Source organism: Billgrantia tianxiuensis, assembly GCF_009834345.1.
GTDB lineage: Bacteria > Pseudomonadota > Gammaproteobacteria > Pseudomonadales > Halomonadaceae > Halomonas > Halomonas tianxiuensis.
In genome coordinates, this window is record NZ_CP035042.1 from 1,999,813 (window position 1) to 2,023,104 (window position 23,292).

A 23,292-nucleotide genomic window follows, 5' to 3' on the forward strand; every position below is an offset into this window, starting at 1 on the left:
GCGCCGCAGGCGATCAGGTGTCCGTTTTCCAGCACCATGGCTTCGTCGGTGAAGCGCAGCGCATGGCCCAGGTCATGCAGCGCCACCATGATCAGCATCCGGCGCTCGCGGGCGAGTCGGCGCAGTACCGTCAACAGGCCGATCTGGCGGTTGAGGTCCAGCGCCGAGGTCGGCTCGTCGAGCAGCAGGATCTCCGGCTCCTGCACCAGGGCCTGCGCGGCGCTAACGAGTTGACGCTGGCCGCCGCTGATGTCGCCGATATCCCGCTCGCCAAGGGCCGAGATGCCCAACTCCTCCAGCGCCTGGTCGACCTTCGCCAGGTCTTCGGCAGCCACCTTCAGGGCTCTGCCCTGCATACGTGCCAGTAGTACCGATTCGTAGACCGTGAGCACTGCATTGACGCCAGTGTCCTGGGGCATGTACGCCACCGGCCTCGGCGAGGAAGCACCGTCGATGCGTACTTCACCGCCGCCCTTGAGCACCCGAAGATGCGCCGAAAGAGCGTGGACTTGCCGGCAGCGTTAGGGCCTAGCAGTGCCACCACCCGGCCACCCTCGAAGCGGGGTGTGGAGATTTCCGCCAGGATCTGACGGCGGCCGTAGCGCGCCGACAGGCGATCGAGCTGAAGCGTTACCATGTGGCCTTCTTGTGATTGAGGATCAGGAACAGGAAGAAGGGATGCCGACCAGCGACGTGATGATGCCGATGGGAATGATCGTGCCGGAATGATCACCTTAGACAGCACCGAGCCGATGGAGAGTATCAGCGCGCCGCACAGGGCCGATCCGGGGAGAAAGAAGCGCTGATCCTCGCCGACCAGCATGCGCGCGATGTGCGGCCCGACCAGGCCGATGAAACCGATGGTACCGACGAAGGCGACGGCGATGGCTGCCAGCAGGGAGACGAGTACCAGCACCTCCAGGCGCAGGGCGCGCGGCTTGACTCCCATGCTTTCGGCCTTGGCGTCGCCCAGGCGCATGGCGGTCAGCGCCCAGCCATGGCGGGCCAGCAGCGGCAGCACCGTGACCAGCACACCCAGCGCGATCCAGAACTTGGGCCAGGTGGCCTTGGTCAGGCTGCCCATGGTCCAGAACACCACGGCCGCCACGGCCTGCTGGCTGGAAAAGAACTGAATCAGCGCCATCAGCGAGTTGAAGATGAACACCATGGCGATGCCCAGCAATACGATGGTCTCGATGGTGACGCCGCGCTTCAGGCTCATGGCATAGATGAGAAAGGAGGTCACCATGGCCATGACGAAGGCGTTGATCGGCACCACGTACTCCACCGCCGTGGGTACGACCACCACGCCGAACGCCAACGCCAGGGCGGCCCCGAAGCTGGCGCCGGCCGAGATGCCCAGGGTGAAGGGGCTGGCCAGGGGATTGCTGAGGATGGTCTGCATCTGTGCGCCGGCGATCGACAGGCTGGCGCCGACGACCAGCGCCATCAGTGCTACCGGCATGCGGATCTCCCACAGGATGACCCTGGCCTGCTGGCTCACGGTGTCGGGCGAAAACAGGGCGCTGACCACCTCGGCCAGACTGAAGCGTGCCGGGCCCAGCGCCAGATCAAGGCAAAAGCTCAACAGCAGCGCCGCGGTCAAGGCGACGAGAACGAGCTGGCGGCGCAGCACCAGGGCGCGGTAGAAACTATGCTCTCCGGCATGGAAACCGGATTGGGCGATTTCAGCGCTCATTCAGTGAAACCCAATAGCCAGGTTCATAGTCCACGGGCAGGAAGCGCTCGTGCAGCTCCTTCATCGTGGCCTCGGGATCGAGGTCGGCGAACAGTTCCGGATGGAACCACTTGGCCATTTGCTGAATCGCGACGAAGTAATACGGGTTGTTGTAGAACTGGTGCCAGATGGCGTGGAAATTGTCGTTCTCCACGGCGTCGATGCCGGTCATGGCGGTGCGTTCGGTCAGCGCTTGCAGTTTGACTCGTGCCGCATCGAGATCCGCCCCCGGCCCCACGCCGACCCAGCCACCGCCGGGCACGTAGGCGTCCCAGCTGCCGCCGGTCACCACCACATGCTCGGGGTTGGCGGCGATGATGTGTTCGGGGTTCAGCGTACCGAAGGTCGCGGGAATGATGTCCTTGGCAATATTGTCGCCCCCGGCAATCTCGACGTATTCGCCGAAGTTACCGGGTCCGAAGCTCATGCAGCAGTCTTCGGTGTAGCCGCCGGCACGGTCGACGAATACGCTCGGACGCTCGTTGGACCCGACCTCGGCCTCGATCACCTGTATGACTCGTGCCATTTGGGCCTCGGAGAATTCGATGAAGGCTTCGGCATCCTCTTCCTCACCCAGCAGCTGGCCGAGCAGGCGCATGGAAGGGATGGTATGGCGCAGCGGATCCTCACGGAAATCCACGTAGACGATGGCGATGCCGAGTTCGGCCAGCTTCTGGTCGTAGGCCGCTTCCTCGGTGGCCGCCTTGGCTTCCAGGTTCATCAGCACCACATCGGGGTTGAGGGAAGCGGCCTGCTCTACGTCGAAGGTGCCTTCCTTGAAGCCGCCGAAGGTGGGGAGCGCCTCTAGTTCGGGAAACTTGGCGGCATAGCGCGCGTAGTTGTCCGGATCCGCCTGGGAAAAATCCTCGCGCCAGCCCACCACGCGATTGAAGGGATCTTCCGGCTGGAGGGCGCCGAGCAGGTAGACCTGGCGTCCTTCGCCCAGGATCACGCGCTCGACGGGCACCTCGAGGGTAATCTCGCGGCCGGCGATGTCGGTAAGCGTGACCTCGTCGGCCTGAGCGATGGCACAGCCAAGCGCCAGTCCAGCGCATGTGAGGATTCGAGTGACGGGATACGGCATGTCTGGAGGACTCCCTGGGACAGGTATCGAACATCAATGGGGTAACGATAGGCGTTGCTTCCTGCAATATCGATGCCCATGTTTATGCGAATCATTCGCTATTGAGGTCGCGTAGTATGCAACGAGGCGTTGCAGGCTGTCGATACATGAATTCAGGGCTGGGGTGGGTTCGTAATGGCGCTTGCTAGGCTAGTCTTCCCGTGATGAGGGCGGCTCAGCGGGTTGGCGTGCCATCAGCGTGATCTCGACATTGGCGCCACCGCTCAAGCGTGGCGATTCAGTGCAGGTTCGGGCCGGGTAGCTATGATTCTCGAAGAACTCGGCGTAGGCGGCATCCATGGTGTGTATGGTATCGAGGCTGGTCAGGTGGACGTCCACCCGCACCACATCGGCCAGCGAGGCGCCGGCGTACTCCAGCATTCGTGCGAGACGACGCATCACCCAGCGGGTTTCCTCGGCAATGTCGCCAAGCACGGCCTCACCGCCCTGAATGTCGGTAACGGTCAGCCCGGAGAGGAAGATGTAATGACCATCCATCACGATGTGGCTGCCCGGAAAGACCGGAATGGCGAGGGTGGGTCGTTGAGGAAACGATGCATCGGATATGCCTCGGTATTGTTGGTGTTTCCATCCATTGTGGCGCCTCGCTCCCGGGGCGCAAGCGCTTGCCTTCGCCACTGGCGTGACCGATGCTAACGTTAATTGCTTGCTGCGCTGCAATATTCAGCGTGGCCAGCCACGATTCCTATCGCGACCGGGGCGCAGCGTATGCAAAGCCAGGGACCGTCGCTCGACAACGGGCATATCGAGAACCGCACCTTCGATGAGATACGCATCGGCGATACGGCATCGCTCGAGAAACGCCTGACCCTCGACGACATCAAGCTTTTCGCCATCATGTCGGGTGATATCAATCCGGCGCATCTCGACGATGACTTCGCCAAGAGCACGCGCTTCCAGGAAGTGGTGGCGCATGGCATGTGGGGCGGGGCGTTGATCTCCACTGTGCTGGGTACCGAACTGCCTGGGCCCGGTACCATTTACCTGGGACAGACATTGCGCTTCTACAAGCCGGTCCGGCTGGGCGACGTATTGCGCGTCAGCGTGCGTGCGCAAGCCAAGGACGAGCGGTACAAACGCATCGTGTTCCAGTGCCTGTGTACCAACCAGAACGGCGAGACCGTCATCGAAGGCGAGGCGGAGGTGCAGGCGCCCACCGAGAAGGTGATCCGGCCGCGCGCCGTACTGCCGCGGGTGCGGATGGCCGAGCGCGCCCGCCTGCACGAAATGCTCAGTGCCGCCGAGCATCCCGAGCCGGTGAGCATGGCGGTAGTGCACCCGGTGGATGAGGTGTCGATCCTGGGTGCCTATGAGTCGGCGCGCCAGGGACTGATTCGCCCGGTGCTGGTGGGGCCGCGCGCCAAGGTGTATGCCGCCGCCGAAACCGCCGGAGTCGACATCGCCGAATTCGAACTCATCGATGTGCCACATAGCCATGCTGCGGCTGCCGAGGCGGTGGCCTTGACCCGGGCGGGGCGGGTAGAGGCCTTGATGAAGGGCGCGCTGCATACCAACGAGCTGCTGCATGAAGTGGTCAAGCGCGATACGGGACTACGCACCGAGCGCTGCTTGAGCCATGTCATGGCGTTCGATGTGCCGACCTACCCACGACCGCTGTTCATCACCGATGCGGCGATCAACATCTACCCCACGCTCGCCGACAAGAAAGACATCGTGCAGAACGCCATCGACCTGGCCCATGCGGTGGGCAACGCCTCGCCCCGGGTGGCGATCCTATCGGCGGTGGAAACGGTCAACCCCAAGATCGCCTCGACCCTCGAGGCCGCCGCGCTGTGCAAGATGGCCGAGCGCGGACAGATCTCCGGCGGCGTGCTCGACGGTCCGTTGGCCTTCGACAACGCCGTCTCCGAGGCGGCGGCCGCTGCCAAGGGTATCGTCTCGCCGGTGGCCGGACGTGCCGATATCCTGGTCGCACCCGATCTCGAGTCGGCCAACATGCTGATGAAGCAGCTCACCTACCTGGCCGATGCCACCGGTGCCGGCCTGGTAATGGGAGCCCGGGTACCGATCGTGCTGACCAGCCGTGCCGACGATGCCATCACCCGCCTGGCGTCCTGTGCCCTGGCACTGTTGGTGGCGGAGCAGCGTAAGAAGGCCAGGCCATGAACGGGGAGATCCTGGTCGTCAACAGCGGGTCCTCGAGTCTCAAGTTCGCCCTGTACGAGTCCGTGCACGCGGAGAACCCCATGGATCTGGCGCTGCGCTGTCGCGGGCAGTTCTCGGGGCTCGGTGATTGGGCGCAAGTCGAACTGAGTGTGGGATTCGACGAGACCGTGGGCCAAGCGTACACGGCCGCGCTGCGTAACGTGCCACCCATGTTGGGGCACCACGGGGCTCTGGCCCGCCTGCTCGAATGGATCGAGGTGAACCCGAGGCTGGGTGATCTTCGCGCCGTGGGCCATCGTATCGTCCACGGTGGTGCGCGCTATCGCGACCCGCTGCGTCTCGATGAGACGAGCCTAGCCCAGTTGGAGGCGCTGGTGGCATTGGCGCCGCTGCATCAGCCCTATGGCCTGGCGCCGGTGCGGGCGCTGGCCGGCCTGCGCCCATCGCTGCTCCAGGTGGCCTGCTTCGATACGGCCTTTCACGCCACTCAGCCGGCGCTGGCGCAGACCTTTCCGCTGCCGCGCCGGTATCGCCAGCAAGGTGTGATCCGTTACGGCTTCCATGGACTCTCCTTCGACTATGTCAATCGTGTCCTGGCCGAGCAGGTGTTGCCGCAGCACCGCCAGGCGGCATCGGGCGGACGGGTGATCGTCGCCCACCTGGGCAACGGTGCCAGCCTGTGTGCGTTGCGTGATGGTCGAAGCGTGGCGGCCACGACCGGGTTTACGGCGCTGGAAGGGCTGATGATGGGCACACGCAGCGGCAGCCTCGACCCTGGCCTGGTGCTGCACCTGATCCTGCAGGAGGGCATGCCCCGGAAGTGGTCCAGCGCATGCTCTATCAGGAGTCGGGCTTGCTGGGCGTTTCCGGTATCAGTGGTGACATGCGCGAACTGTTGGCCAGCCAGGCTGCCGAGGCGGCCGAGGCCATCGACCTGTTCGTTTACCGCATCGTGCGCGAGATCGGCAGCCTGGCGGCAGCCCTGGGCGGAATCGACCACCTCGTATTCACCGCCGGCATCGGCGAGCGCGCCGCTCCGATACGTGCGGCCGTGGCAAAGGGCTGCGAATGGCTCGGTGCCAGGCTCGATGCCGGCGCCAACGCCGCTCATGCCACGGATATCGCTGCTGCCGATAGCCGGCTGGGGCTATGGGTCATCCCCACCGACGAAGAGCGTATGATCGCCTGGTATACGGTGAAGGAACTGGTGCGGTAGCAGGGCAATCGCTACAAGGTTTGCCAGGGTGCGGCCGGGGGCTCGGCGAGCAGTTCGGCCAGCGTATCCAGCGCCTGGGTCAGGGCGCTGCGGGACGGTGCAGCGCTAAGGCACAGCCGCAGCGCCTGGGGTGCGGGCTCGCTGCCCACACAGAAGGGCTCGGCGCTGCTCACCAGCACGTTGCGTTGGGCCAGCGCTTCGACGAACACGGCGCTGCGCAGTCCTTCCGGCAGCGGCAGCCACAGGTTGTTGCCGTGAGGGCGGCTGCTGATGGCATAGCCGGTCAGCCGCTCCCTGGCCATGCGCTGGCGCTCGCCCAGCTCTTCGATCAGCCATTCGAGCAGAACGTCGCTCTCTTCGCTGGCGACCCAGCGACACACCGCTTCGACCATCAGCGGCGGCGCCATCCAGCTCTGGGCGCGCAGTGCCGTGCCCAGCCGCTCGCGCACCGTCGGCGGAGCGAGCAGGGTGCCGATGCGCAATCCTCCGGCCAGCACCTTGGAGGTGCTGAAGATGAACAGGGTACGCTCGGGCGCCAGGCGATAGATCGGCGTGCCGCGCTCCGGCTCCGGCAGGTACTGCACGCCATCCTCGACGATCCAGAAATCATGCCGGCGTGCCAGGGCCGCCAGGCGCTCGCGCCGGGCCTCGCTCAGCGGGGTGCCGGTCGGGTTGTTCTGGTCCGGCGTGACATAGACCAGCCGCGGTGGCTGCTGTGAGCAGAGCCGGGCCAGGGCATCCATGTCCATGCCCTGATCGTCCATCGGCACGCCCAGTGGCTTGAGATGCACCTGGCTGGCGGCGGTGAGCAGGCCGGGGTAGGTGAGCACGTCGGCGGCGATGCGCTCGCCCGGTCTTGTCAGTGCCTGTAGGGCCAGGCTGATGCCGTGCTGGCCTCCCTGGGTGACCAGCAGCGACTCGGACTCGGCGGCATGCCGAGGCGGGTCATCCAGGCGGCCAGCTGCTCCCGATGTGCGGGTACGCCGCGATCCGGCTGGTATTCCACGGCGCGCTGCAACACCGCCGCCTCGTCGGCAATCTCGTGCAGCACACGCCCCAGGCTGGCGGCACGCATCGGATGCGGTGGCGGCAGGCTCAGGCTGAGATCGATGGTGCCGTCTTCGAGCGGCCGGCTGGCGAGGAATTCCTGTTTTGCCGGGGTCTCGCTGTCGCGCACGTAGGTACCGCTGCCGACCCGGGCACTGACCCAGCCCTGGCGCTCGGCTTCGGCATAGGCGCGGGTCACGGTGCCCACCGTGACGCCGAGGCGGTCGGCCAGCTGGCGTTGCGGCGGCAGTTTCTGCCCTGCGGCGAGTTCGCCGGATTGAATGGCCAGCGCGATGGACTCGGCGATGGCGCGGTAGCGAACGCCTTCGTCGGCGAGCCGTGGAACCCATATTGTCATGGTGACAATAAAACCTTTGACGGAATATGTAGCATCATTATGCTAACAATTGTGCGCACTTTCCAATCAAATAGCATAATTGTATGGGTTCAATGACATGGAAGCTCTGGCGTTCCTCGGGCCGGCGGCCCTCTACATGATCTCGATGACCATCACTCCCGGGCCCAACAACGTGATGCTCACGGCCTCGGGGGCCAACTACGGCTTCATGCGTACCTTGCCGCACATGTTCGGCATCCTGGGTGGTTGCTTCCTGCTGTTCTCGGGCATCGCCCTGGGGCTGGGGTTGATCTTCGAGCGCTATCCCGCCGTACAGATGACCCTGCGCGTGATCGGTAGTGCCTACCTGCTTTACCTGGCCTGGAAGATCGCCACCGCGCCGCCGCCGGACCTGCGTCACAAGGGCGAGGGACGCCCCCTCAGCTTCTGGCAGGCGGCGGCCTTTCAGTTCGCCAATCCCAAGGCGTGGGTGATGGGGCTGGCGCTGATGGCGGGCTTCCTGCCCCAGGGTGGAGATACCGTCGTCAACGCACTGCTCCTGGCGGGTTTTGCCGAACTGGTGGCGCTGCCCTGCATCGCCGTATGGGCGGGGTTCGGCATGGCGCTTGGACAGTGGCTCGACACGCCGCGTGCCTGGCGGATCTTCAACTGGACCATGGGTGGGCTGACCGCGGCCTGCGTCATCTTTATCCTCGGCTGAACCCTGGCCGCTGCGGCGTCAAAGGAATGGCGCCAGTTCCTCCCGGCTCATGTTGCCGCCGGTGATCACCACCACGACATCGCCTGATGCCGGCAGCGTGACGGTTTCCTCCAGCAAGGCGGCCACGCCTACCGCGGCGCCCGGTTCGGCCATCAGCTTGGCCTGGTAGAGCAGATGGTGCATGGCTCGAGCGATGGCCTTGTCGTCTACCTGTACCAGTGCCCGTACGGTCTCACGGCATATGGGGTAGGTATGCTCACCGACGATGGCTGCCCCAGGCTCTTGGCACAGGTCTCGACCTTTTCCAGTCGCGAGGGTTCGCCCTGAGCCCAGGCATGGGCCATGCTGGCCGCACCGCTCGGCTCCACGCCGAACAGCGCCAGGCCGGGGCGCAGCTCCGCGGCAGCCGAACCGATACCGGCGATCAGCCCGCCGCCGCCCACCGGGCAGAGAATGGCAGTGGCCTCCGGAGCTTGTTCGAGTATCTCTAGCCCCACCGTGCCCTGGCCGGCGATGATGCGTTCGTCGTCATAGGGGTGGACCAGAGTCAGTCCGCGTTCGTCCACCAGCCGGTGCATCAGCTCCCAGGCCTCGTTGATGTCACCGTGCAGGATTACCTCGGCGCCCAGTTCGCGACTCCCTTCCACCTTGAACTGACTGGCGTTCTCCGGCATCACGATGGTGACCGGTACGCCGGCCTGGCCTGCTGCCCAGGCTAACCCCAGGGCGTGGTTGCCCGCCGACACCGCTCCCAGCCCGCCGGCCAGCTCCTGCCGGCTGGCGGTACGAATCCAGTGCAGGCCACCGCGTGGCTTGAACGAGCCGGTGCGCTGAAACAGTTCTCCCTTGAGCCACACCTGCCTGCCGAGCCGCTCCGACAGCACATGATCGAGGAGCATGGGCGTGGGAAGCAGCGTATCGGCGATCAGGCGCTGGGCTTCCTGCAGGCGTTCGAGCGGGAGCATGGCGGACTCCTACAGCAGGTTGTAGAGAATGACGAACAGGCTGAGACCGGTGATGAGAAAAGCAAGGATCGACAGCAGGCCATCGCGAGCCATGATCGCCAGGCCAAAGAGCGTCAGCGCAACACCGGCGATGTTGACCGTGAGCGGCACCAGTTCCATGGGCGGCATGGCCAGGGCGAGGGCGAAACACGCCAGGGCGGTCAGGCGGATGCCCTGTCGGCCGGTCATGAAGGTGATGCGTGGGTGCAGCAGGCGATCGACCCATTTGGCCGGCTTGTACATCCATTTCAAGCCGGTGTGAACCTTGTCGCTGGGTAGCGTGCGATTGCGCAGCCAGCCTGGCAGCCAGAAGGTGCGTCGTCCGACCAGCAACTGCACGCAGACAAGCAAGGTAAACAGTGCCATCAGCGACGGCACACCGGGAATGCCACTGACGATGGGCATCAGCGTGACCAGGCCTGCCAGCAGCAGCAGCGGGCCAAAGGCACGCCGACCGATGGCGTCGAGTACCTCGTCGAAGCGAATCCGACCCGAAGGCGTGTCGATCGACTCGATGGCGCGCATCAGTTCGACCAGGTTATGCGGCTCCGTATTGGAATCGTCCGCTTGATTGTCGCGTGAGGCTTGCATCCTTTCTCCTCGTTCTCTCGTTCCTTTGTCGAGACATCTACCACTGACACCAGCATAGCCATTATGCGCCGGGCCATGTTCCAGGCGATCAGGAGGAGCGGTAGAGCTCGTCGTTACGGGAGGGCGATAGTTTGTTAGACAAAAGTCGAAATTTGGCTAATCCGACTAAATCATATGGCTTTTCCGCCGATGAAGAGAATATGCCTTTTCATTCAAGGAATTGTTACGCATGGGGGCGGTTCGATGAAACATCTCTCTGTCAAGTGGAGCCTGACGGCCGCCTTGGCCACGCTGGTCTTGATGATCGGCCTGATCAGCGGCCTGGGCTTCTATTCCAGCGCCACCAGCGAAGCTGCGCTGCACGAGCTGGCGGAAACCAACGTGCAACTCTCCAATCTGGCCAACCGTGCCCAGGTCAACGTGCTGCGAGCCCAGACCTTCCTCGATCGCTATGCTGCCCACAGTACCCAGGGCAACCCCGATCTTGGCCGCGAAAACCAGGAACTGGCGATAGCCGCGGTGGAGGCGGCGCAGGAACGCTTTGCCGAGTTCCGCCAGATTCCGATCGACTCCGCCGATACCCGGGCGTCCTATGTCGCGGCCATTACCGAAGCCTACGAGGCTTATGTCAATGAGGGCCTGGTGCCGCTGCTGGAGGCGGCACCGTTCCAGGTGCAGCGTCAGCAGGAGGGGCTGGCCGAGCTGGGGGCGCAGCTCGACGATGCCATGGAGGCCTTCATCGAATACAGTGAGCAGCGTGGTGGTGCCGCCATTGCCGAGGTGGAAACGCTGGGCGACCGGATCGGCATGGTCGCCATCGGTCTGCTCGTCCTGGCCCTGGCGGCCGCGTTGGCCATTCGCATTGCCATGATGCGTGTGGTGGTGACGCCGCTGCGGGAAGCCATTGCGCATTTCGAGCGCATCGCCGATGGCGATCTCACCGCGCGCATCGAGGATCGCGGTCGCAACGAGATCGGCCAGCTCTACAGCGCCTTGGGACGCATGCAGGAGAAGCTCAAGACGCTGGTGGTATCGCTGCGTGACAGCAGCGAGAACGTATTCACCGGTGCCGGAGAAATCGCCTCGGGCAGCCAGGATCTCTCCTCGCGCACCGAGCAGCAGGCCTCCGCACTACAAGAGACCGCTTCCAGCATGGAGGAAATGGCATCCACGGTAAGCAAGAACACCGACACGGCCATCGAAGCCGACCGGCTTTCCGCTTCTGCCTCGCAAACCGCCGAGGCTGGCGGCCAGGAAGTCGAGCGCACCGTCCAACTGATGCGCGAGATTGCCGAGAGTGCCAAGCGCATCAACGACATCATCGGTGTGATCGACTCCATCGCCTTCCAGACCAACATTCTGGCACTGAACGCCTCGGTGGAGGCGGCACGGGCCGGTGATCAGGGCCGCGGTTTCGCGGTGGTGGCAAGCGAGGTTCGCTCCCTTGCCAGCCGCAGTGCGGAATCGGCCAAGGAAATTCGCAGCCTGATCGAGGACACCACCTCGCGTATTACCAGCGGTGCCGAGCAGGCCGAGCGCAGCGGCGAGACCATCGATGAAACCGTTGCCTCTATCCGCCAGGTGAGTGCGCTGATGGCTGAGATCTCCACCGCCACGCGGGAGCAGAACAGCGGCATCGAACAGATCAATGCTGCGCTGACCGAGATGGATTCGGTGACCCAACAGAACGCCTCCCTGGTGCAACAGACCAGTGCCGCCGCTGCCTCACTCGAGGATCAAGCCAGCCGCCTCTCCGCCTTGATCGCCACCTTCCGGGTCGGGGAGCACGCCGCCCCAGCCGTCACGGAAGCCGAGCGCCAGGACGCCGCCCCGCATGAGGAGCAAGACGATGGAAGGGAAAGCGAGCGCGAAAAGCACCAGTTGGTCAAGCTGACCGATCCAAAGCCGACCAGCGTCCGCCAACGCTCTGCGGCGGAGAGTGACTGGAGCGAGTTCTGATAGCCCATCCAGGAGTGGCAGGCTTGGAGCCAAGCCTACCGAAAGCCATCCAGGGTATCGACTGCTAGACTGAAGATTCCGGCAGAAGCCCTGGATGGAGAATTCCAGATACATGACCTCGGCTCGCTTCATGCGAGCCTTTACTTCTTGCTCAGGAGAATTCTTCTCCACTCATCGCATGCTGCCCGAGCCGGTCGTGAGCCATAAGGCCGCCTGATCTATCAAGAAGAAACGGGTGCGACATGAGCGATGCAATCGATTACGAGGCGATTACCTCGGCCCAGAAGGGTACATGGTCCGCAGGTGACTTCCATCAAATAGCTCGGCAGAACGTCTGCATGGCCGAAGCACTCTGCGAGGTTGTCGACCCACATCCCTGCGAGCAGGTGTTGGACATCGCCTGCGGTAGCGGCACGGCGGCGCTGGTGGCCGCGAGGCGATACTGCCAGGTGACCGGGCTCGACTACGTTCCCGAACTGATCGAACGTGCCCGGTGGCGATCCGCGGCTGAAGATCTCGAGGTCGAGTTCGACATCGGCGATGCCCAGGCCTTGCCTTATCCTGACGCCAGTTTCGATGTCATCTTCTCGGTTTATGGCGCCCAGTTCGCGCCCGATCAGAAGAGGGCGGCCAAGGAGATGCTGCGCGTACTGCGCCCAGGGGGAAGAATCGGTCTGGCAACGCCCATCGCGGAAGGCTGGAGCGGCGATTTCTTTGCAACCCATGCCAAGCATATGCCGCCACCTCCGGGGCTGGTCCCTCCGCTGCGCTGGGGAACCGATGCCGGCCTGCACGAACTGCTGGGTCATGGTACTCGCTCGATCCAGAGCGAGAAGCGCACGGCCTGGCAGTACTACCGTTCCGTCGATCATGCCGTGGAGCTGTTCCTGACCTATTTCGGCCCGGCGATCCGCGCTTCCGAGAAGGGCGATAAGGTGGCCCTTGGCCAGGACTTGCGGCAAGTCTTCGAGCGCTACAATCGTGCCCGCGATGGTACGGCCATTGTCGAGAACACTTACTACCTGACCGTTGCCGTGCGTGCCTGATTGCCGGGCTCCAGCCTGTAATTTTTTGTTTTGACAAAGGATTGTAATACGTTGCCTGACTAGACTGCGAACCAGGAAGGTTCGCAAAAGGAGTGCAACATGACTAGGGATTCGGTTCATCACGCATTGCCCACGGCGACCGTCGGTGAAACGCTTGCCGTGATGGGGGATGTCTTCGTTCCCAACATCGCCAAAGGTGTGATCGTGCGTCGGCCCAAGGCGGTGAGCATGGCGGAGAAGCTCGGCCTCGACCAGCGCGCCATTCGCCGCCTTCAGCAGCTCAACGAGAAGTACGGCCCCGGCCCGTTGATGCTCAACACTCCCGACAGCAGACCAATGGCGCTGATCCTCGACCCCGATCACGCCAACCGGGTACTGAATGAGACGCCAGAGCCGTTCGCTACCGCCGAGTGGGCCAAGCGAAAGGCGCTGGAGCACTTCGAGCCCGACATGGCGCTGGTTTCCCACGGCCCGAACGCGCCGAGCGGCGCCGTTTCAATGAAGAAGTGCTGCAGAGCGAATGCCCAGTGCACGGCTTGGGCGCGCGATTCGCCAAGGTGGTGGAGGAGGAGGCCGGCGAGCTGCTCGATCATGTCGACAGGTACGGTAGCAAGCTGGACTGGGACATGTTCGATTCGGCCTGGAGCCGAGTGGTGCGCCGGGTGGTACTGGGCGATACCGCTCGCGACGATCATGGGCTGTCCGACATGCTGACCAAGCTGCGCTCTGCCGGGAACTGGGCGTTCTTTCATCCTGGCCACGACCGCCTGCGAGACACCTTCCACGAGCGGCTCTGCACCTATCTGAAGCGCGGGGAGGCGGGCAGCCTGGCCGGCGAGATTTCCCGCATGCCCATCAACGAAGATACCCAGCCGGAGCATCAGGTACCGCAATACCTGTTCGCTTTCGACCCGGCGGGCATGGCCACCTTCCGTGCCTTGGCACTGCTGGCCGCCCACCCCAGCCACACCGAGCGGGCCCAGGCCGAGATCGCCGGGAACGACCTGGAGCGCGCTCCCACACTCGACTATCTACGCGCCTGCGTACTCGAATCGCTACGGCTGTGGCCCACCACGCCGATGGTACTGCGCCAGACCACCGAGGAGACCGAGTGGGAGAACGGCGTGATGCCGGCGGAAACCTCCATTCTCATGCTTGCTCCCTATTTCCACCGTGACGACCGCTACCTGGACGACGCCAACCGCTTCGACCCCGACCTGTGGCTGCAGCCGGGCGAAGCCGGCAACTGGCCGATGATCCCGTTCAGCGGCGGTACCGGCATTTGCCCCGGACGGCGCGTGGTGTTGCTCGTCACCAGCCATATGCTGGCCAGGTTGCTCAAGGGGCGGGAGTATCAGTTGAACCCGCCGACTCGACTGCTCAGCAGCAAGCCGATGCCGCCGTTGCTCAACAACTACGACCTGGAGTTCAAGATCAGGGCGTATTGAGCGCCTGCCCCGGATGCGAAATACCCATCTCCTCGGCCAGGCTTGGCAACCGCTGCGCCAGGAAATCGATGAGATGGCGTACCGCGGGGCGTAGGCCGCGCCGGTAGGGATACACCGCATGAACCTGGCCATCGGGCAATTGCCAGTGCGGCAACAACACCTGCAACTCGCCGGTGGCCACGGCTGCGCGGCAGACGAAGCTCGGTAGCGCCACGAGGCCGATGCCGGCAATGGCGGCTTCTTGCAGGGCCTGCATGTCGTCGGTCACGAACCTGGGCGTCAGGGAAACGGTCTGGCTCGTGCCGCTTGGTTCGGTCAGGGTGAGGGCATGGCGACCATCGGCGAAGCGCATGGAGAGGCTGGGAAAACGCTCCAGGTCGGCTGGCACTTCCGGTGAGCCCAACTGCTCGACCAACGCGGGGCTGGCCACCAATACGGCAGTGCTGACGGCGAACTGCCGCGAGACCAGCGAGGAATCCTCCAGCCGCGATCGAACGCGAAGGGCGAGATCCACGCCTTCGGCAATGAGATCCACGCGCCGGTTGGTGGCGTTCAGTTCCACTTCCACACGGGGAAAGCGCAGCATGAACTCGGGCAGGGCGCGAGCGAGCAGCGTTTGCGATAGCGAAATAGGGCTGCTCATCACCACGCGACCGCGTGGTGTTTCCCGAACTTGTTCGATGACACCCTCGGCCGCTTCCGCTGCCGCCAGCAGGTCATGGCAGTGAGTCAAATAGGCACGGCCGGTATCCGTCAATGTCAGGCGTCGCGTGGTTCGGTGCAGCAGGCGCACTTCCAGCCGCTCTTCCAACTGGCTGATGCGACGGCTCAGTGTGGACTTGGGCATGCCCAGGGCATGGGCCGCGGCGGTGAAGCTGCCATGTTCTGCCACCGAAGCAAAGTAGAAGAGATCGTTGAGGTCTTGCATGATCGCCTCGCCACAATTGTTCCGTTTTTGGAACTATGAATTCAATAATAACCGACTAGTCGCTTGAGTGGGTGAATCCTAAGGTGGGCTCATGGCGTTAAGCGCCTCCAACCGCCTCAAGGAGAAACCGATGAAACTACTGCACCTGGATTCCGGCCTGTTCGAAAAGCAGTCCATCAGCCGTCAGCTCTCTGCTCGCATCGTCGAACATTTGCAGGACAGCTTGTCCGAACTCGAAATCGTCTATCGCGATCTGGTGGCTACGCCCCCGAGTCACCTCTCCGGCGAGATAATGGCCGGTGCGGGAGTGTCAGAGCAGGAACGCAACGGGCTACAGCACCGAGAGGCGCAGGTCACCGAGGCTTTGCTGGAAGAATTTCTTTCCGCCGATGTCATCGTCATCGGTGCGCCGATGTACAACTTCACCATACCCAGCCAGTTGAAGGCCTGGCTTGATCGTATCCTTCAGGCCGGCAGAACCTTCCGTTACACCGAAAACGGCCCGGTGGGGCTGGCTGGCGGGCGGCAGGTGATCATTGCCTCATCGCGTGGAGGCATCTACTCGCAGGGGCCCGATGCCGAGAACGATTTCCAGGAGCGCTACCTGCGCGCCGTGTTCAGCCTGATCGGCATCGACGATGTGACAGTGATCCGCGCCGAAGGCGTCGCCATGGGCGATGAAGCACGGGAAAGCGCCGTGGCTTCTGCTCAGGCGGCCATCGCCCAAGCGGTCAAGCCACGGCAGGCTGCCTGAGTTGCCGGGCAGTGCGTTAGGTGCTGCTGTGAGCGAGCCGATGGGTTTCGCTCACCCATGCGCCGCGCGCTGCTTGCGCCGCTCGCTCTTGTCATCGTACATGCGCTCGTCGGCCAGGGAGAGCACCTCCTGGGCCGATGCTTCGCTGGAGCTGGCGCCGCCGAGGCTCAAGCGAAGCTCCAATGTCAGCCGTTCGCCATTGGCGGTGGTGATGGTACAGCGCTGGCCTTCGATATGCGTTCTGATCAGGCTGGCCAGGCGATTCGCGGCCGCGATGTCCGCGGAAGGAAAGAGCACGACGAATTCATCGCCGCCATAGCGCGCCAGGATGTCGCTGGCACGGCAGTGCACTTGCAGGCGCTCGGCCACCGTGGTGATGAGCTGGTCGCCCGCTACATGGCCGTAGCGGTCATTCACCTCCTTGAGCCCGTCGACATCCATCATCAGCACGGCAAAATCCAGGCTCGGTGCCTGATTCTTTCCCTGGATGCTCAACTGAAGGGCTGATTCGAAGAAGCCTCGATTATAGAGACCGGTCAGCCCGTCGCGTTCCGCCGTTTTCTTCAGTGCGAGATGGAGCAGCTTATTCTCGGTGGCTGCCGCCAGCTGGTCGACGAACAGGGTCAGCATGCGCTCCAGGGGAGCGTCCAGCTTTGGGGCACGTACGACCAGCCAGCCATCGTATAAGCTCAGACGACCCGCCATGGAGGAGGCGTACAGCTGCTCGCCGTCGGTCTTCTCGCGCAGCTTGATCGTACTTTCCTGCCGCTCCTGAAGCGTTGCCAACAGGCCGCCCAGGCGACGCTCATCCTCGGCGCCCAGGCGAAGACCGGCCACGGCAGCGTAGCGTGTCACCTCGGGGCGCTGCCGCTCCTGTAGGAACACGGCAAAGCCGTACTCGGGGAAATCGGCATGCAGATGCTTCAGGGAATCGTCCAGCAGGGTATGGATATTCGAGGCGCGATTGGCCGCGACACCAAGCTCGAGCAGGGCGTGAAAGACCCGGTTCTGAAACTTGATCTCGACGATGCTGCGACCGATCTTGCGGTTCTGCCCATACATCACGTAAGCGAGCGCAAGCAAGTAGATCACTGCGCCGGCTCCCTGGTAAATATCCAGCCCGGTGCTGACATAGGGCCTGAATTCGAATCCCGTCACTAGGCTCCAGCTCAGCGCGCCGCCGGCAAATAGGGCCATGGAAATGGTCATCCGGCGCAGGCCGCCCACCACCATGTTGTTCATCAGGCAGGCAAGCCCAATGGTGACGGTGGCGAGTACATAGAAATCCAGCACGCCGCACCAAACGCCAAAGAGCAGGCTGTCCAGATACAAGTTCTTGAACTCGGCGCGTTTCGAGTTCTGGGCACCTGCCGCGTGGAGGTATGCCACTGCAGGCCACAGCAGCAGGAGAAGGCCCGGCCCGATCAACGACCAGCCGCTACCCTCCGCCAGGGCGATCCATACCGTCAGCCCGAAGGTATGGCAAAAGGCGAAGGCACGCGGTGCCAGCGTAGCCAGTGCCAGGCGATGAGGGCGCCTGAGTGGGAGGTGTATACGAGCGAAGGGGAGGCTGGACTTTTGCAAGATATTGGTTCTGATTTTGCCTGCAAGTAAGATGAGATGATGCTAATGCGATCGTCTGAGCCACATACAGCGATATGGCGGTTAGCCTAGCACTTATAGGTGTGTTCGCCGAACCCCTCGTGCATACGCACCATGTATCGTCCGCCTTCGTTCAGGCATGTGCCATCAACGTACCTCCCCAACGGTCTTTTGCACGTCGGCCATGGTCTCGAACTTCCGGTCGGGGAATTCGCCCAGCACTTCGACGATTTCCCGTGGGGCATCGTTGGCCTTGGCCTGTTCGAGCAATGCCTTGCTGTCGCAGGGGAACTCCATACCTCTCAGCGCTTGGGCGATACCTGCCGCAGAGGCCGTCTTGCGGGCCGCCTTGCCGCCACGCTCGCCACCCTTGGTGCGATCGCGCTTGGGCGCAAGGGTTTCGGCCTGCATTTGCGGCTCCGCAAGCGTGCCGCCCTCGAGCGCTTCGGTGGGCCACTCGCGTTCATTCAACCCGAGTGTCTTGAACAGGTGGGCCGTGCCGGTTATCTCGATGCCCTCCTCGCCGAGATCGTCGTGTGCTCCGATCAGTACCAGCTGTGCTTTCTCGTAATCGAGCAACGTGGGGTCGTCGATATCGATCCAGCGCTTGTCGGCGAACTTCTCTTCGAGCCGCTTGGGGAAATTCGGTTTGGAATGGGGAAACCCGGGAACGTCGATGGCCGGGTTGCGCACCGAGATGATGTAGCTTCCCTCGGGCAGGATACCCAGCTCCCGCTGCGCCTTGCCGGGCTTCCCGGGGCTGGTCAGCCGGTAGGCCAGGCGTGAGCTGCCCTCGCGTTCGAAGATGACATAGCGGCCCTCACCGGCGGGAATCGCCTCGCCCTGTTCCTGTTCTCCGCGGGTCTTGGTTGCATACTCGAGAGGGGCCAGCGCCTTGCCGATCTCTTGCGGTTGACCGGTCAGGTCGTTCATCATCCATTCGCGGGCGGTGGACTTCGGCTTGCTCTTGATGATCTCGGGTAAACGCTTCTTGCCGACCAGAAACAGTCGCACCCTGGAGCCATTCTCCGGGGCCAGCACCACATGCAGGCGCTGCACGTCATCCAGGCTCTCTACCTTCTCCACGTTGACCTTGGGGCGGTAGAAGAAATAGATCTCGCCCTGTTCCACGTAATCCGTCATTTGGCACCTCCTGCGCCATCACGGCTATCCGGAATCCGTTCACTCTTCTGGGTAGCAGAGAGGTGCCAGCCCTGCAACGCGGTAATGCTGGCAGTGCCGCTCGGCGAGCGCTATCTTGAGGCATCGGTACTTTCGGAAGCCCGCCATGTCGGATGCCACCAAGCCCTTGTTCTGGCGCGATTCGCGCATGCCCCACGTGGAGCTGCGCAAGGTCGAGGATGGCCGCAAGATCTGCTACGCGCCGCATAGCCATACCCACTGGTCACTGGGCGCCATCACCGCCGGGGAGAGCACCTTTCGCTATCGTAGCGACCGCTATCACGTCAGCGCCGGTACCCTGGTCCTGATGAATCCCGACTGGATGCACGCCTGCAGTGCCATCGAGGACCGGCCCTGGGCCTACCTGATGCTCTATGTCGATAGCGACTGGCTGACCCAACTGCGCTACCAGGCGGGGCTGCTGGCAGAGCCGCACTGGCAGGACATCGCCACCGCCGTGCTTGGCGAGCCCAGGTGGTACGAAGGTTACTGCCACATGGCGGAGTGCCTGCTGGACTCGAACCGCGATCTACTGGACAAGCAGACGGCCGTGGTCGAATACCTCGCCTCGTTAATGCACGAACTCGCCGGCCAGCCCGCCCAACCGCTGCCCGAGGCGCCGGCCATGTTGCGCGAGCTGGCCGCCTACCTGGACGAGAACGCGGCGCAAGACATTTCTCTCGACGATCTATGCGAGCGTTCGGGCTACAGCCCCGGGCACCTCATTCGTGCCTTCAAGCAGCACTTCGGCTTCACGCCCCACGCTTACCTCGTCAACCGCCGCATTCAGCTGGGCCAGCGCGAGCTGAAGGGCGGCATGCCCATCGCCGAGGCGGCGCTGAACGCCGGTTTCTCCGACCAGCCGCATTTCCAGCGCACCTTCAAGCGACTGGTGGCTGCCACGCCGAAGCAGTATCGCCAGCCTTCACTCGAGAAGTAGATACAAACAGCTACCGGCCAGCAGCAGCGCCAGCGTGCGGTTGACCGTCATCAGCACGGCTGGCCTGTGTACGTAGCGGCGCAGGAAGGCCCCGGCGTAGACCCAGCTACCCAACGACAACCAGCAGATCGGCAGGTAGAGCGCGGCGAACAGCAACACCTGATTCAGATCGCTGCCGCTGGTATAGGCACCGATGCCCGAGGCCGATGCCAGCCACGCCTTGGGGTTGAGCCATTGCATCAGCGCCCCTGTCATGAAGCCCGGCGCCCGTCGGGCTTCGCCCTGGGGCAAGCGGCCATCGTCGCGGAACAGTCGCCAGCTCAGGTAGAGCAGAAACGCCACGCCGGCCCAGCGCAGTGCCCGATCCAGCCCCGGCACCACCGACAGCACCGAATAGAGTCCCAGCCCCACCGCCACGAACAGCACCACGAAGCCCAGCGTCGCGCCGGTAACGAACACCAGTCCCTGCGAGAGGGGATATCGCGTGCCGCTGCTCAGGCAGACCAGGTTCACCGGCCCCGGCGAGATCGAAGCCGCAAGGGCAAACGCCGACATCGGCAGAATCATGGCAAGGCTCATCGTCATCCTCCTGGGTGGCAATGAGCCAAGCCTGCCTTGTCGCTAGGGCGCGGTATTGAACGAAATTGAGGTGTTACTTCCCGAGAGCCGCCAGCAGCAGCCGGGCCGTCGGCTCGGAGGAGGGCGGGTTCTGCCCGGTGATCAGCTTGCCGTCCTGGCGGGTGTACGGAGTGAATACCTCCGCCTTTGAGTAATTGGCGCCGCCTTCCTTGAGGGCGTTCTCCACCAGATGCGGCACCACCTCTGTAAGGCCAACGGCCTCTTCTTCTTCGTTGGTGAAGCCGGTGACCTCACGGCCGCGGATGATCGGATTCCCTTCCTCGTCACGCGCATGGAGCAGCACGATGGGCGCGTGGCACACGGCGGCCACCGGTTTCTGCTGTGCCCAGAAGGTTTCGATCAGGCGGATCGAATCCGCATCGTCGACCAGATCCCAAAGCGGGCCATGGCCGCCGGGGTAGAAGATGGCGTCGAAATCGTCGGCGCTCACCTCGCTCAGCTTGTGTGTATTGGCCAGCGCCTGCTGGGCCTGATCGTCCTGCTGGAAGCGACGGGTCGCCTCGGTCTGGCTCTCTTCGGCGTCGCTCTTGGGGTCCAGCGGTGGCTTGCCACCCTTGGGCGAGGCCAGCACCACCTCGGCGCCGGCGTCCAGGCAGGCGTAGTAGGGCGCCGCCAGCTCCTCCAGCCAGAAACCGGTAGGCTCGCCGGTATCGCCGAGACGGTCGTGAGAGGTCAAGACCATCAGAATTCTCTTGCTCATGGGGCTCTCCTTTTCACTCATTCGTTTACGGGGCACTCATTCATTTACGGACCAAGTTCCCGATGCGTCCCTTCCCCAAAACCCTCAATAACCCATTACGGCATGCCCTGAGCAGTGGATAAAGCCGCGCCGTGCGCTCCTGGCTCGCAAAGAGCCGATACATCGTTCGATTGAACGCGCCGCTGCGGGTGCCGAGCAGGGTGAGGCGGTGCAGGGCCTCGCTGCCGTGATACCAGCGCTCGCCGATTTGCAGGGCAAAGCCCTCATCCAGGTCGATGCCCCGGGCGGTGAGTTCCCGGCGCGCCTCGCTTTCCTGCCTGGCGTCGATGAGCTCCAGTTCACCGACCTCCCTGCGAATGCGCTGCCAGCGTACGTAGCGCCGGCACATCGGGCATTCGCCGTCGTACACCAGGCGGAGCTTGCGGTTCGATGCGCCCTGATCGCGCGAATCGTTCATCGGCGGCACTCTACTATCCTGATGTCGTTGATGAGTAGCGGTGCTCCGGCAAAGCCGGAATCTTCGAGACATGTCAGTGAGGTTAGCAATCTTCCGCGGTGGTCTCGACCGCTCATGAATGTGCCAGTCCACCCCATTCCCATCATTTCGAGGAGGCGACCGTGTTTCGTGTGTGGTGGCATTTCACATTACTCATTACGGCGCTGGGCCTCGTCATGGGGGGAGCCCATGTCCTTGAGCTACCGATTCGGATGCAATACGACCCCGAGTTCTACATGCGGGTCACTTCAACCCTGTACCCGTACTTTGGATTCGTCGGTGGGCCGATTCAGGTCGTTGCCATCCTTGCTGCTGGTGTACTCACCTGGATGGTGCGCGAGCATGTGGCTTTTCGGACGACCCTGGCGGGAACGGCCTGCCTGGGCCTCTCCCTGGGGCTTTGGTTTCTGCTCGTTCAGCCGGTGAACGCCGCCTGGGCCGAGGCGCTGCAGGCCAGCCCGGCTGATGCGGTTCAGGCATACGCTCAACTGCGCAGTCGCTGGGAATACGGTCATGTTGCTGCCTTCATTGCCTGGTGCCTTGGTTTTGCGCTGCTTCTGAACGGAGTGGTGCGGGAGGCGATACAACCTTCAAGGCTTGAGCGCTGATGCGCCAATCTTACCGCGCTGATGCGGCTGCCGCGCCTCAGCATGCTTCGAGGACTGTATGAACCAGGATTACAGGACACCACCGGATAAGGCCGGCATGGAGCGTATCGAGCACAAGATCCGTTTTACGGGAACGCTTGGGCTCGTGCTGTTCGCGGTAGCAGTGGGTCTGGCTTACCTGCTTCTGCCTGCGTTCATTGGCTTTCCGCTCGAGCTGGCCGAACGCCTGGCCTTTGCCGCGCGTGCCAGCGCCGTGGTGCTGTTCTGTGTGCTCGTGGCGGTCGGCATGGTAGCCACGATACGCAGGTATTCACCGGAGGATATCGGCGGTTCCGCCGCCGGGCCGCCGAGTGAGAAGCTTGCCATTTATGTAGCGTTCCTGCAGAACACCCTGGAGCAGGCGGTATTGGCGGTTGGGTTCTACTTCGCCTTTGCCAGTCTGGTCGTGGGGGCGTGGCTTTCGCTCATCCCCGTCAGCGCAGCGTTCTTCGTGGTCGGTCGTATACTGTTCCTGCGAGGATATCGGCGAGGTGCCGAGGGGCGTGCTCTTGGCATGGTTCTGACCATGATGCCCGCCATCGTGGGCTATCCGGTCGTGTTTATCCTAATCTTGACTAACGCAATCGGTAGCTGAGCGATTATTTTCTGCAAGGGACGTGACAGGAGAGCTTTCATGGACGAATCGAAGCAACGCGAGCTGATCGAGCAGTACATCGCTGCCTATAACGACTTCGACATCGAAGGAATGCTTGCCGTACTGGCACCGGACGTCGAGTTCGAGAATTACTCGGGCGAGGAGCTGACGGCCTCGGCGAGTGGCATCGAGGAGTTCCGCTTGCTCGCACAGCGGGCCAAGGGGCTCTTCACCGAGCGCTTTCAGCGTGTGACCTCTCTGGTCTTCAACCAGGAGAGCGCCACGGCCGAGATCGACTACCATGGCCGCCTGGCCCAGGACATTCCCGGCGGGCCGAAGGCGGGAAGCCTGATCGAACTGAACGGCGTCTCGGAGTTCACCTTCGGCGCTGGACGGATCATCAAGATAATCGATCGAAGCTGACGTAACGG

At 63.3% G+C, this 23,292-nt stretch carries 23 protein-coding genes and 3 pseudogenes; 12 read left to right on the top strand and 14 right to left on the bottom strand.

The annotated features are described in order from the left end of the window. Positions 1-224: 224 nt before the first annotated feature. The 4 genes and pseudogenes from EKK97_RS24510 to EKK97_RS09305 all read right to left on the bottom strand — a co-directional run. Positions 225-419, bottom strand: a pseudogene (locus tag EKK97_RS24510) (ABC transporter ATP-binding protein); the annotation flags it as partial. Next, positions 338-1,699, bottom strand: a complete 1,362-nt coding sequence (locus EKK97_RS09295; RefSeq protein WP_236551413.1) for a FecCD family ABC transporter permease — start codon at positions 1,697-1,699, stop codon at positions 338-340. The gene EKK97_RS09295 and the pseudogene EKK97_RS24510, both read right to left, overlap by 82 nt. Then, on the bottom strand, positions 1,689-2,822 hold the full coding sequence (locus EKK97_RS09300) for an ABC transporter substrate-binding protein (protein WP_159551348.1): 1,134 nt from the start codon (positions 2,820-2,822) through the stop codon (positions 1,689-1,691). The genes EKK97_RS09295 and EKK97_RS09300 overlap by 11 nt, the downstream gene beginning before the upstream one ends. 189 nt (positions 2,823-3,011) lie before the next feature. Next, positions 3,012-3,359 (bottom strand): RidA family protein, encoded by a 348-nt coding sequence (locus EKK97_RS09305; RefSeq protein ID WP_159555744.1) that lies wholly within the window; start codon positions 3,357-3,359, stop codon positions 3,012-3,014. 231 nt (positions 3,360-3,590) lie between these two features. Here EKK97_RS09305 and EKK97_RS09310 point away from each other — a divergent pair, with 231 nt between their 5' ends. Next, positions 3,591-5,009 (top strand): bifunctional enoyl-CoA hydratase/phosphate acetyltransferase, encoded by a 1,419-nt coding sequence (locus EKK97_RS09310; RefSeq protein ID WP_159551350.1) that lies wholly within the window; start codon positions 3,591-3,593, stop codon positions 5,007-5,009. Next, positions 5,006-6,225 (top strand): annotated as a pseudogene (locus EKK97_RS09315) (acetate/propionate family kinase). The gene EKK97_RS09310 and the pseudogene EKK97_RS09315 overlap by 4 nt, the downstream one beginning before the upstream one ends. Before the next feature lie 11 nt (positions 6,226-6,236). Here the strand turns inward: EKK97_RS09315 and EKK97_RS09320 are convergent. After that, on the bottom strand, positions 6,237-7,178 hold the full coding sequence (locus EKK97_RS09320; RefSeq protein ID WP_340162974.1) for an aminotransferase-like domain-containing protein: 942 nt from the start codon (positions 7,176-7,178) through the stop codon (positions 6,237-6,239). Next, positions 7,085-7,630: a GntR family transcriptional regulator gene (locus tag EKK97_RS25765; protein WP_340162952.1), complete on the bottom strand. Its 546-nt coding sequence runs from the start codon at positions 7,628-7,630 to the stop codon at positions 7,085-7,087. Before EKK97_RS25765 ends, EKK97_RS09320 begins: the two co-directional genes overlap by 94 nt. 97 nt (positions 7,631-7,727) lie before the next feature. On the opposite strand from EKK97_RS25765, the gene EKK97_RS09325 reads away from it, so the two are divergent. Then, complete coding sequence (locus tag EKK97_RS09325; RefSeq protein ID WP_159551352.1) at positions 7,728-8,330, top strand: LysE family translocator; 603 nt, start codon at positions 7,728-7,730, stop codon at positions 8,328-8,330. 18 nt (positions 8,331-8,348) lie between these two features. Here the strand turns inward: EKK97_RS09325 and EKK97_RS09330 are convergent. Both EKK97_RS09330 and EKK97_RS09335 read right to left on the bottom strand, forming a co-directional pair. Then, a pseudogene (locus tag EKK97_RS09330) lies at positions 8,349-9,295 on the bottom strand (threonine ammonia-lyase). Between the two features lie 9 nt (positions 9,296-9,304). Continuing rightward, positions 9,305-9,925, bottom strand: coding sequence for an exopolysaccharide biosynthesis protein (locus EKK97_RS09335; protein WP_159551354.1), 621 nt, complete (start codon positions 9,923-9,925; stop codon positions 9,305-9,307). Between the two features lie 243 nt (positions 9,926-10,168). On the opposite strand from EKK97_RS09335, the gene EKK97_RS09340 reads away from it, so the two are divergent. From EKK97_RS09340 to EKK97_RS24525, 4 genes are all read left to right on the top strand, one after another. Continuing rightward, complete coding sequence (locus tag EKK97_RS09340) at positions 10,169-11,884, top strand: methyl-accepting chemotaxis protein (RefSeq protein ID WP_159551356.1); 1,716 nt, start codon at positions 10,169-10,171, stop codon at positions 11,882-11,884. Between the two features lie 242 nt (positions 11,885-12,126). Next, on the top strand, positions 12,127-12,930 hold the full coding sequence (locus EKK97_RS09345; protein ID WP_159551358.1) for a class I SAM-dependent methyltransferase: 804 nt from the start codon (positions 12,127-12,129) through the stop codon (positions 12,928-12,930). 99 nt (positions 12,931-13,029) lie between these two features. Beyond that, positions 13,030-13,644 carry a hypothetical protein gene (locus EKK97_RS24520; protein WP_236551415.1) on the top strand — a complete coding sequence of 205 codons (615 nt, stop codon included), beginning with the start codon at positions 13,030-13,032 and terminating at the stop codon, positions 13,642-13,644. After that, the gene (locus EKK97_RS24525; RefSeq protein WP_236551416.1) at positions 13,557-14,378 is read left to right on the top strand and encodes a cytochrome P450; all 822 of its coding nucleotides are present in this window, start codon (positions 13,557-13,559) and stop codon (positions 14,376-14,378) included. The genes EKK97_RS24520 and EKK97_RS24525 overlap by 88 nt, the downstream gene beginning before the upstream one ends. On the opposite strand, the gene EKK97_RS09355 is transcribed toward EKK97_RS24525, so the two are convergent. Next, the gene (locus tag EKK97_RS09355) at positions 14,365-15,306 is read right to left on the bottom strand and encodes a LysR family transcriptional regulator (RefSeq protein ID WP_159551360.1); all 942 of its coding nucleotides are present in this window, start codon (positions 15,304-15,306) and stop codon (positions 14,365-14,367) included. The two genes, EKK97_RS24525 and EKK97_RS09355, sit on opposite strands and share 14 nt — an antisense overlap. Before the next feature lie 130 nt (positions 15,307-15,436). On the opposite strand from EKK97_RS09355, the gene EKK97_RS09360 reads away from it, so the two are divergent. Then, positions 15,437-16,060 carry an FMN-dependent NADH-azoreductase gene (locus tag EKK97_RS09360; protein ID WP_159551362.1) on the top strand — a complete coding sequence of 208 codons (624 nt, stop codon included), beginning with the start codon at positions 15,437-15,439 and terminating at the stop codon, positions 16,058-16,060. A 51-nt stretch (positions 16,061-16,111) separates the two neighbouring features. On the opposite strand, the gene EKK97_RS09365 is transcribed toward EKK97_RS09360, so the two are convergent. Further along, the gene (locus EKK97_RS09365; RefSeq protein ID WP_234286365.1) at positions 16,112-17,644 is read right to left on the bottom strand and encodes a sensor domain-containing diguanylate cyclase; all 1,533 of its coding nucleotides are present in this window, start codon (positions 17,642-17,644) and stop codon (positions 16,112-16,114) included. Positions 17,645-17,809: 165 nt separating this feature from the next. Beyond that, positions 17,810-18,805, bottom strand: coding sequence for a DUF2795 domain-containing protein (locus tag EKK97_RS09370; protein ID WP_159551364.1), 996 nt, complete (start codon positions 18,803-18,805; stop codon positions 17,810-17,812). Positions 18,806-18,950: 145 nt separating this feature from the next. Here EKK97_RS09370 and EKK97_RS09375 point away from each other — a divergent pair, with 145 nt between their 5' ends. Further along, a complete protein-coding gene (locus tag EKK97_RS09375; protein WP_159551366.1) occupies positions 18,951-19,784 on the top strand; it encodes an AraC family transcriptional regulator in 834 nt (277 codons plus the stop codon). Here EKK97_RS09375 and EKK97_RS09380 read toward each other — a convergent pair. The 3 genes from EKK97_RS09380 to EKK97_RS09390 all read right to left on the bottom strand — a co-directional run bounded on the left by EKK97_RS09380 (position 19,770) and on the right by EKK97_RS09390 (position 21,580). Continuing rightward, positions 19,770-20,363, bottom strand: coding sequence for a LysE family translocator (locus EKK97_RS09380; protein WP_159551368.1), 594 nt, complete (start codon positions 20,361-20,363; stop codon positions 19,770-19,772). The two genes, EKK97_RS09375 and EKK97_RS09380, sit on opposite strands and share 15 nt — an antisense overlap. A gap of 73 nt (positions 20,364-20,436) precedes the next feature. Continuing rightward, a complete protein-coding gene (locus EKK97_RS09385) occupies positions 20,437-21,123 on the bottom strand; it encodes a type 1 glutamine amidotransferase domain-containing protein (protein WP_159551370.1) in 687 nt (228 codons plus the stop codon). 40 nt (positions 21,124-21,163) lie between these two features. Continuing rightward, the gene (locus EKK97_RS09390; protein WP_159551372.1) at positions 21,164-21,580 is read right to left on the bottom strand and encodes a DCC1-like thiol-disulfide oxidoreductase family protein; all 417 of its coding nucleotides are present in this window, start codon (positions 21,578-21,580) and stop codon (positions 21,164-21,166) included. Between the two features lie 161 nt (positions 21,581-21,741). Here EKK97_RS09390 and EKK97_RS09395 point away from each other — a divergent pair, with 161 nt between their 5' ends. From EKK97_RS09395 to EKK97_RS09405, 3 genes are read left to right on the top strand one after another with little or no spacing between them, the layout of a single operon-like run. Beyond that, a complete protein-coding gene (locus EKK97_RS09395) occupies positions 21,742-22,227 on the top strand; it encodes a hypothetical protein (protein WP_159551374.1) in 486 nt (161 codons plus the stop codon). A gap of 58 nt (positions 22,228-22,285) precedes the next feature. Then, positions 22,286-22,861: an MAPEG family protein gene (locus EKK97_RS09400; protein WP_159551376.1), complete on the top strand. Its 576-nt coding sequence runs from the start codon at positions 22,286-22,288 to the stop codon at positions 22,859-22,861. Between the two features lie 39 nt (positions 22,862-22,900). Next, positions 22,901-23,284, top strand: coding sequence for a nuclear transport factor 2 family protein (locus EKK97_RS09405; protein ID WP_159551378.1), 384 nt, complete (start codon positions 22,901-22,903; stop codon positions 23,282-23,284). Positions 23,285-23,292: the final 8 nt, after the last annotated feature.

Bases quoted from the DNA above. Each gene is read 5' to 3' on its own strand.
- EKK97_RS09355 (WP_159551360.1), bottom strand. From the start codon at position 15,306: ATGCAAGACCTCAACGATCTCTTCTACTTTGCTTCGGTGGCAGAACAT.
- EKK97_RS09295 (WP_236551413.1), bottom strand. From the start codon at position 1,699: ATGAGCGCTGAAATCGCCCAATCCGGTTTCCATGCCGGAGAGCATAGT.
- EKK97_RS09360 (WP_159551362.1), top strand. From the start codon at position 15,437: ATGAAACTACTGCACCTGGATTCCGGCCTGTTCGAAAAGCAGTCCATC.
- EKK97_RS25765 (WP_340162952.1), bottom strand. From the start codon at position 7,630: ATGACAATATGGGTTCCACGGCTCGCCGACGAAGGCGTTCGCTACCGC.
- EKK97_RS09305 (WP_159555744.1), bottom strand. From the start codon at position 3,359: ATGGATGGTCATTACATCTTCCTCTCCGGGCTGACCGTTACCGACATT.
- EKK97_RS09345 (WP_159551358.1), top strand. From the start codon at position 12,127: ATGAGCGATGCAATCGATTACGAGGCGATTACCTCGGCCCAGAAGGGT.
- EKK97_RS09375 (WP_159551366.1), top strand. From the start codon at position 18,951: ATGTCGGATGCCACCAAGCCCTTGTTCTGGCGCGATTCGCGCATGCCC.
- EKK97_RS09310 (WP_159551350.1), top strand. From the start codon at position 3,591: ATGCAAAGCCAGGGACCGTCGCTCGACAACGGGCATATCGAGAACCGC.
- EKK97_RS09380 (WP_159551368.1), bottom strand. From the start codon at position 20,363: ATGAGCCTTGCCATGATTCTGCCGATGTCGGCGTTTGCCCTTGCGGCT.
- EKK97_RS09335 (WP_159551354.1), bottom strand. From the start codon at position 9,925: ATGCAAGCCTCACGCGACAATCAAGCGGACGATTCCAATACGGAGCCG.
- EKK97_RS09340 (WP_159551356.1), top strand. From the start codon at position 10,169: ATGAAACATCTCTCTGTCAAGTGGAGCCTGACGGCCGCCTTGGCCACG.
- EKK97_RS09325 (WP_159551352.1), top strand. From the start codon at position 7,728: ATGGAAGCTCTGGCGTTCCTCGGGCCGGCGGCCCTCTACATGATCTCG.
- EKK97_RS09370 (WP_159551364.1), bottom strand. From the start codon at position 18,805: ATGACGGATTACGTGGAACAGGGCGAGATCTATTTCTTCTACCGCCCC.
- EKK97_RS24525 (WP_236551416.1), top strand. From the start codon at position 13,557: ATGTTCGATTCGGCCTGGAGCCGAGTGGTGCGCCGGGTGGTACTGGGC.
- EKK97_RS09385 (WP_159551370.1), bottom strand. From the start codon at position 21,123: ATGAGCAAGAGAATTCTGATGGTCTTGACCTCTCACGACCGTCTCGGC.
- EKK97_RS09405 (WP_159551378.1), top strand. From the start codon at position 22,901: ATGGACGAATCGAAGCAACGCGAGCTGATCGAGCAGTACATCGCTGCC.
- EKK97_RS09390 (WP_159551372.1), bottom strand. From the start codon at position 21,580: ATGAACGATTCGCGCGATCAGGGCGCATCGAACCGCAAGCTCCGCCTG.
- EKK97_RS09400 (WP_159551376.1), top strand. From the start codon at position 22,286: ATGAACCAGGATTACAGGACACCACCGGATAAGGCCGGCATGGAGCGT.
- EKK97_RS24520 (WP_236551415.1), top strand. From the start codon at position 13,030: ATGACTAGGGATTCGGTTCATCACGCATTGCCCACGGCGACCGTCGGT.
- EKK97_RS09300 (WP_159551348.1), bottom strand. From the start codon at position 2,822: ATGCCGTATCCCGTCACTCGAATCCTCACATGCGCTGGACTGGCGCTT.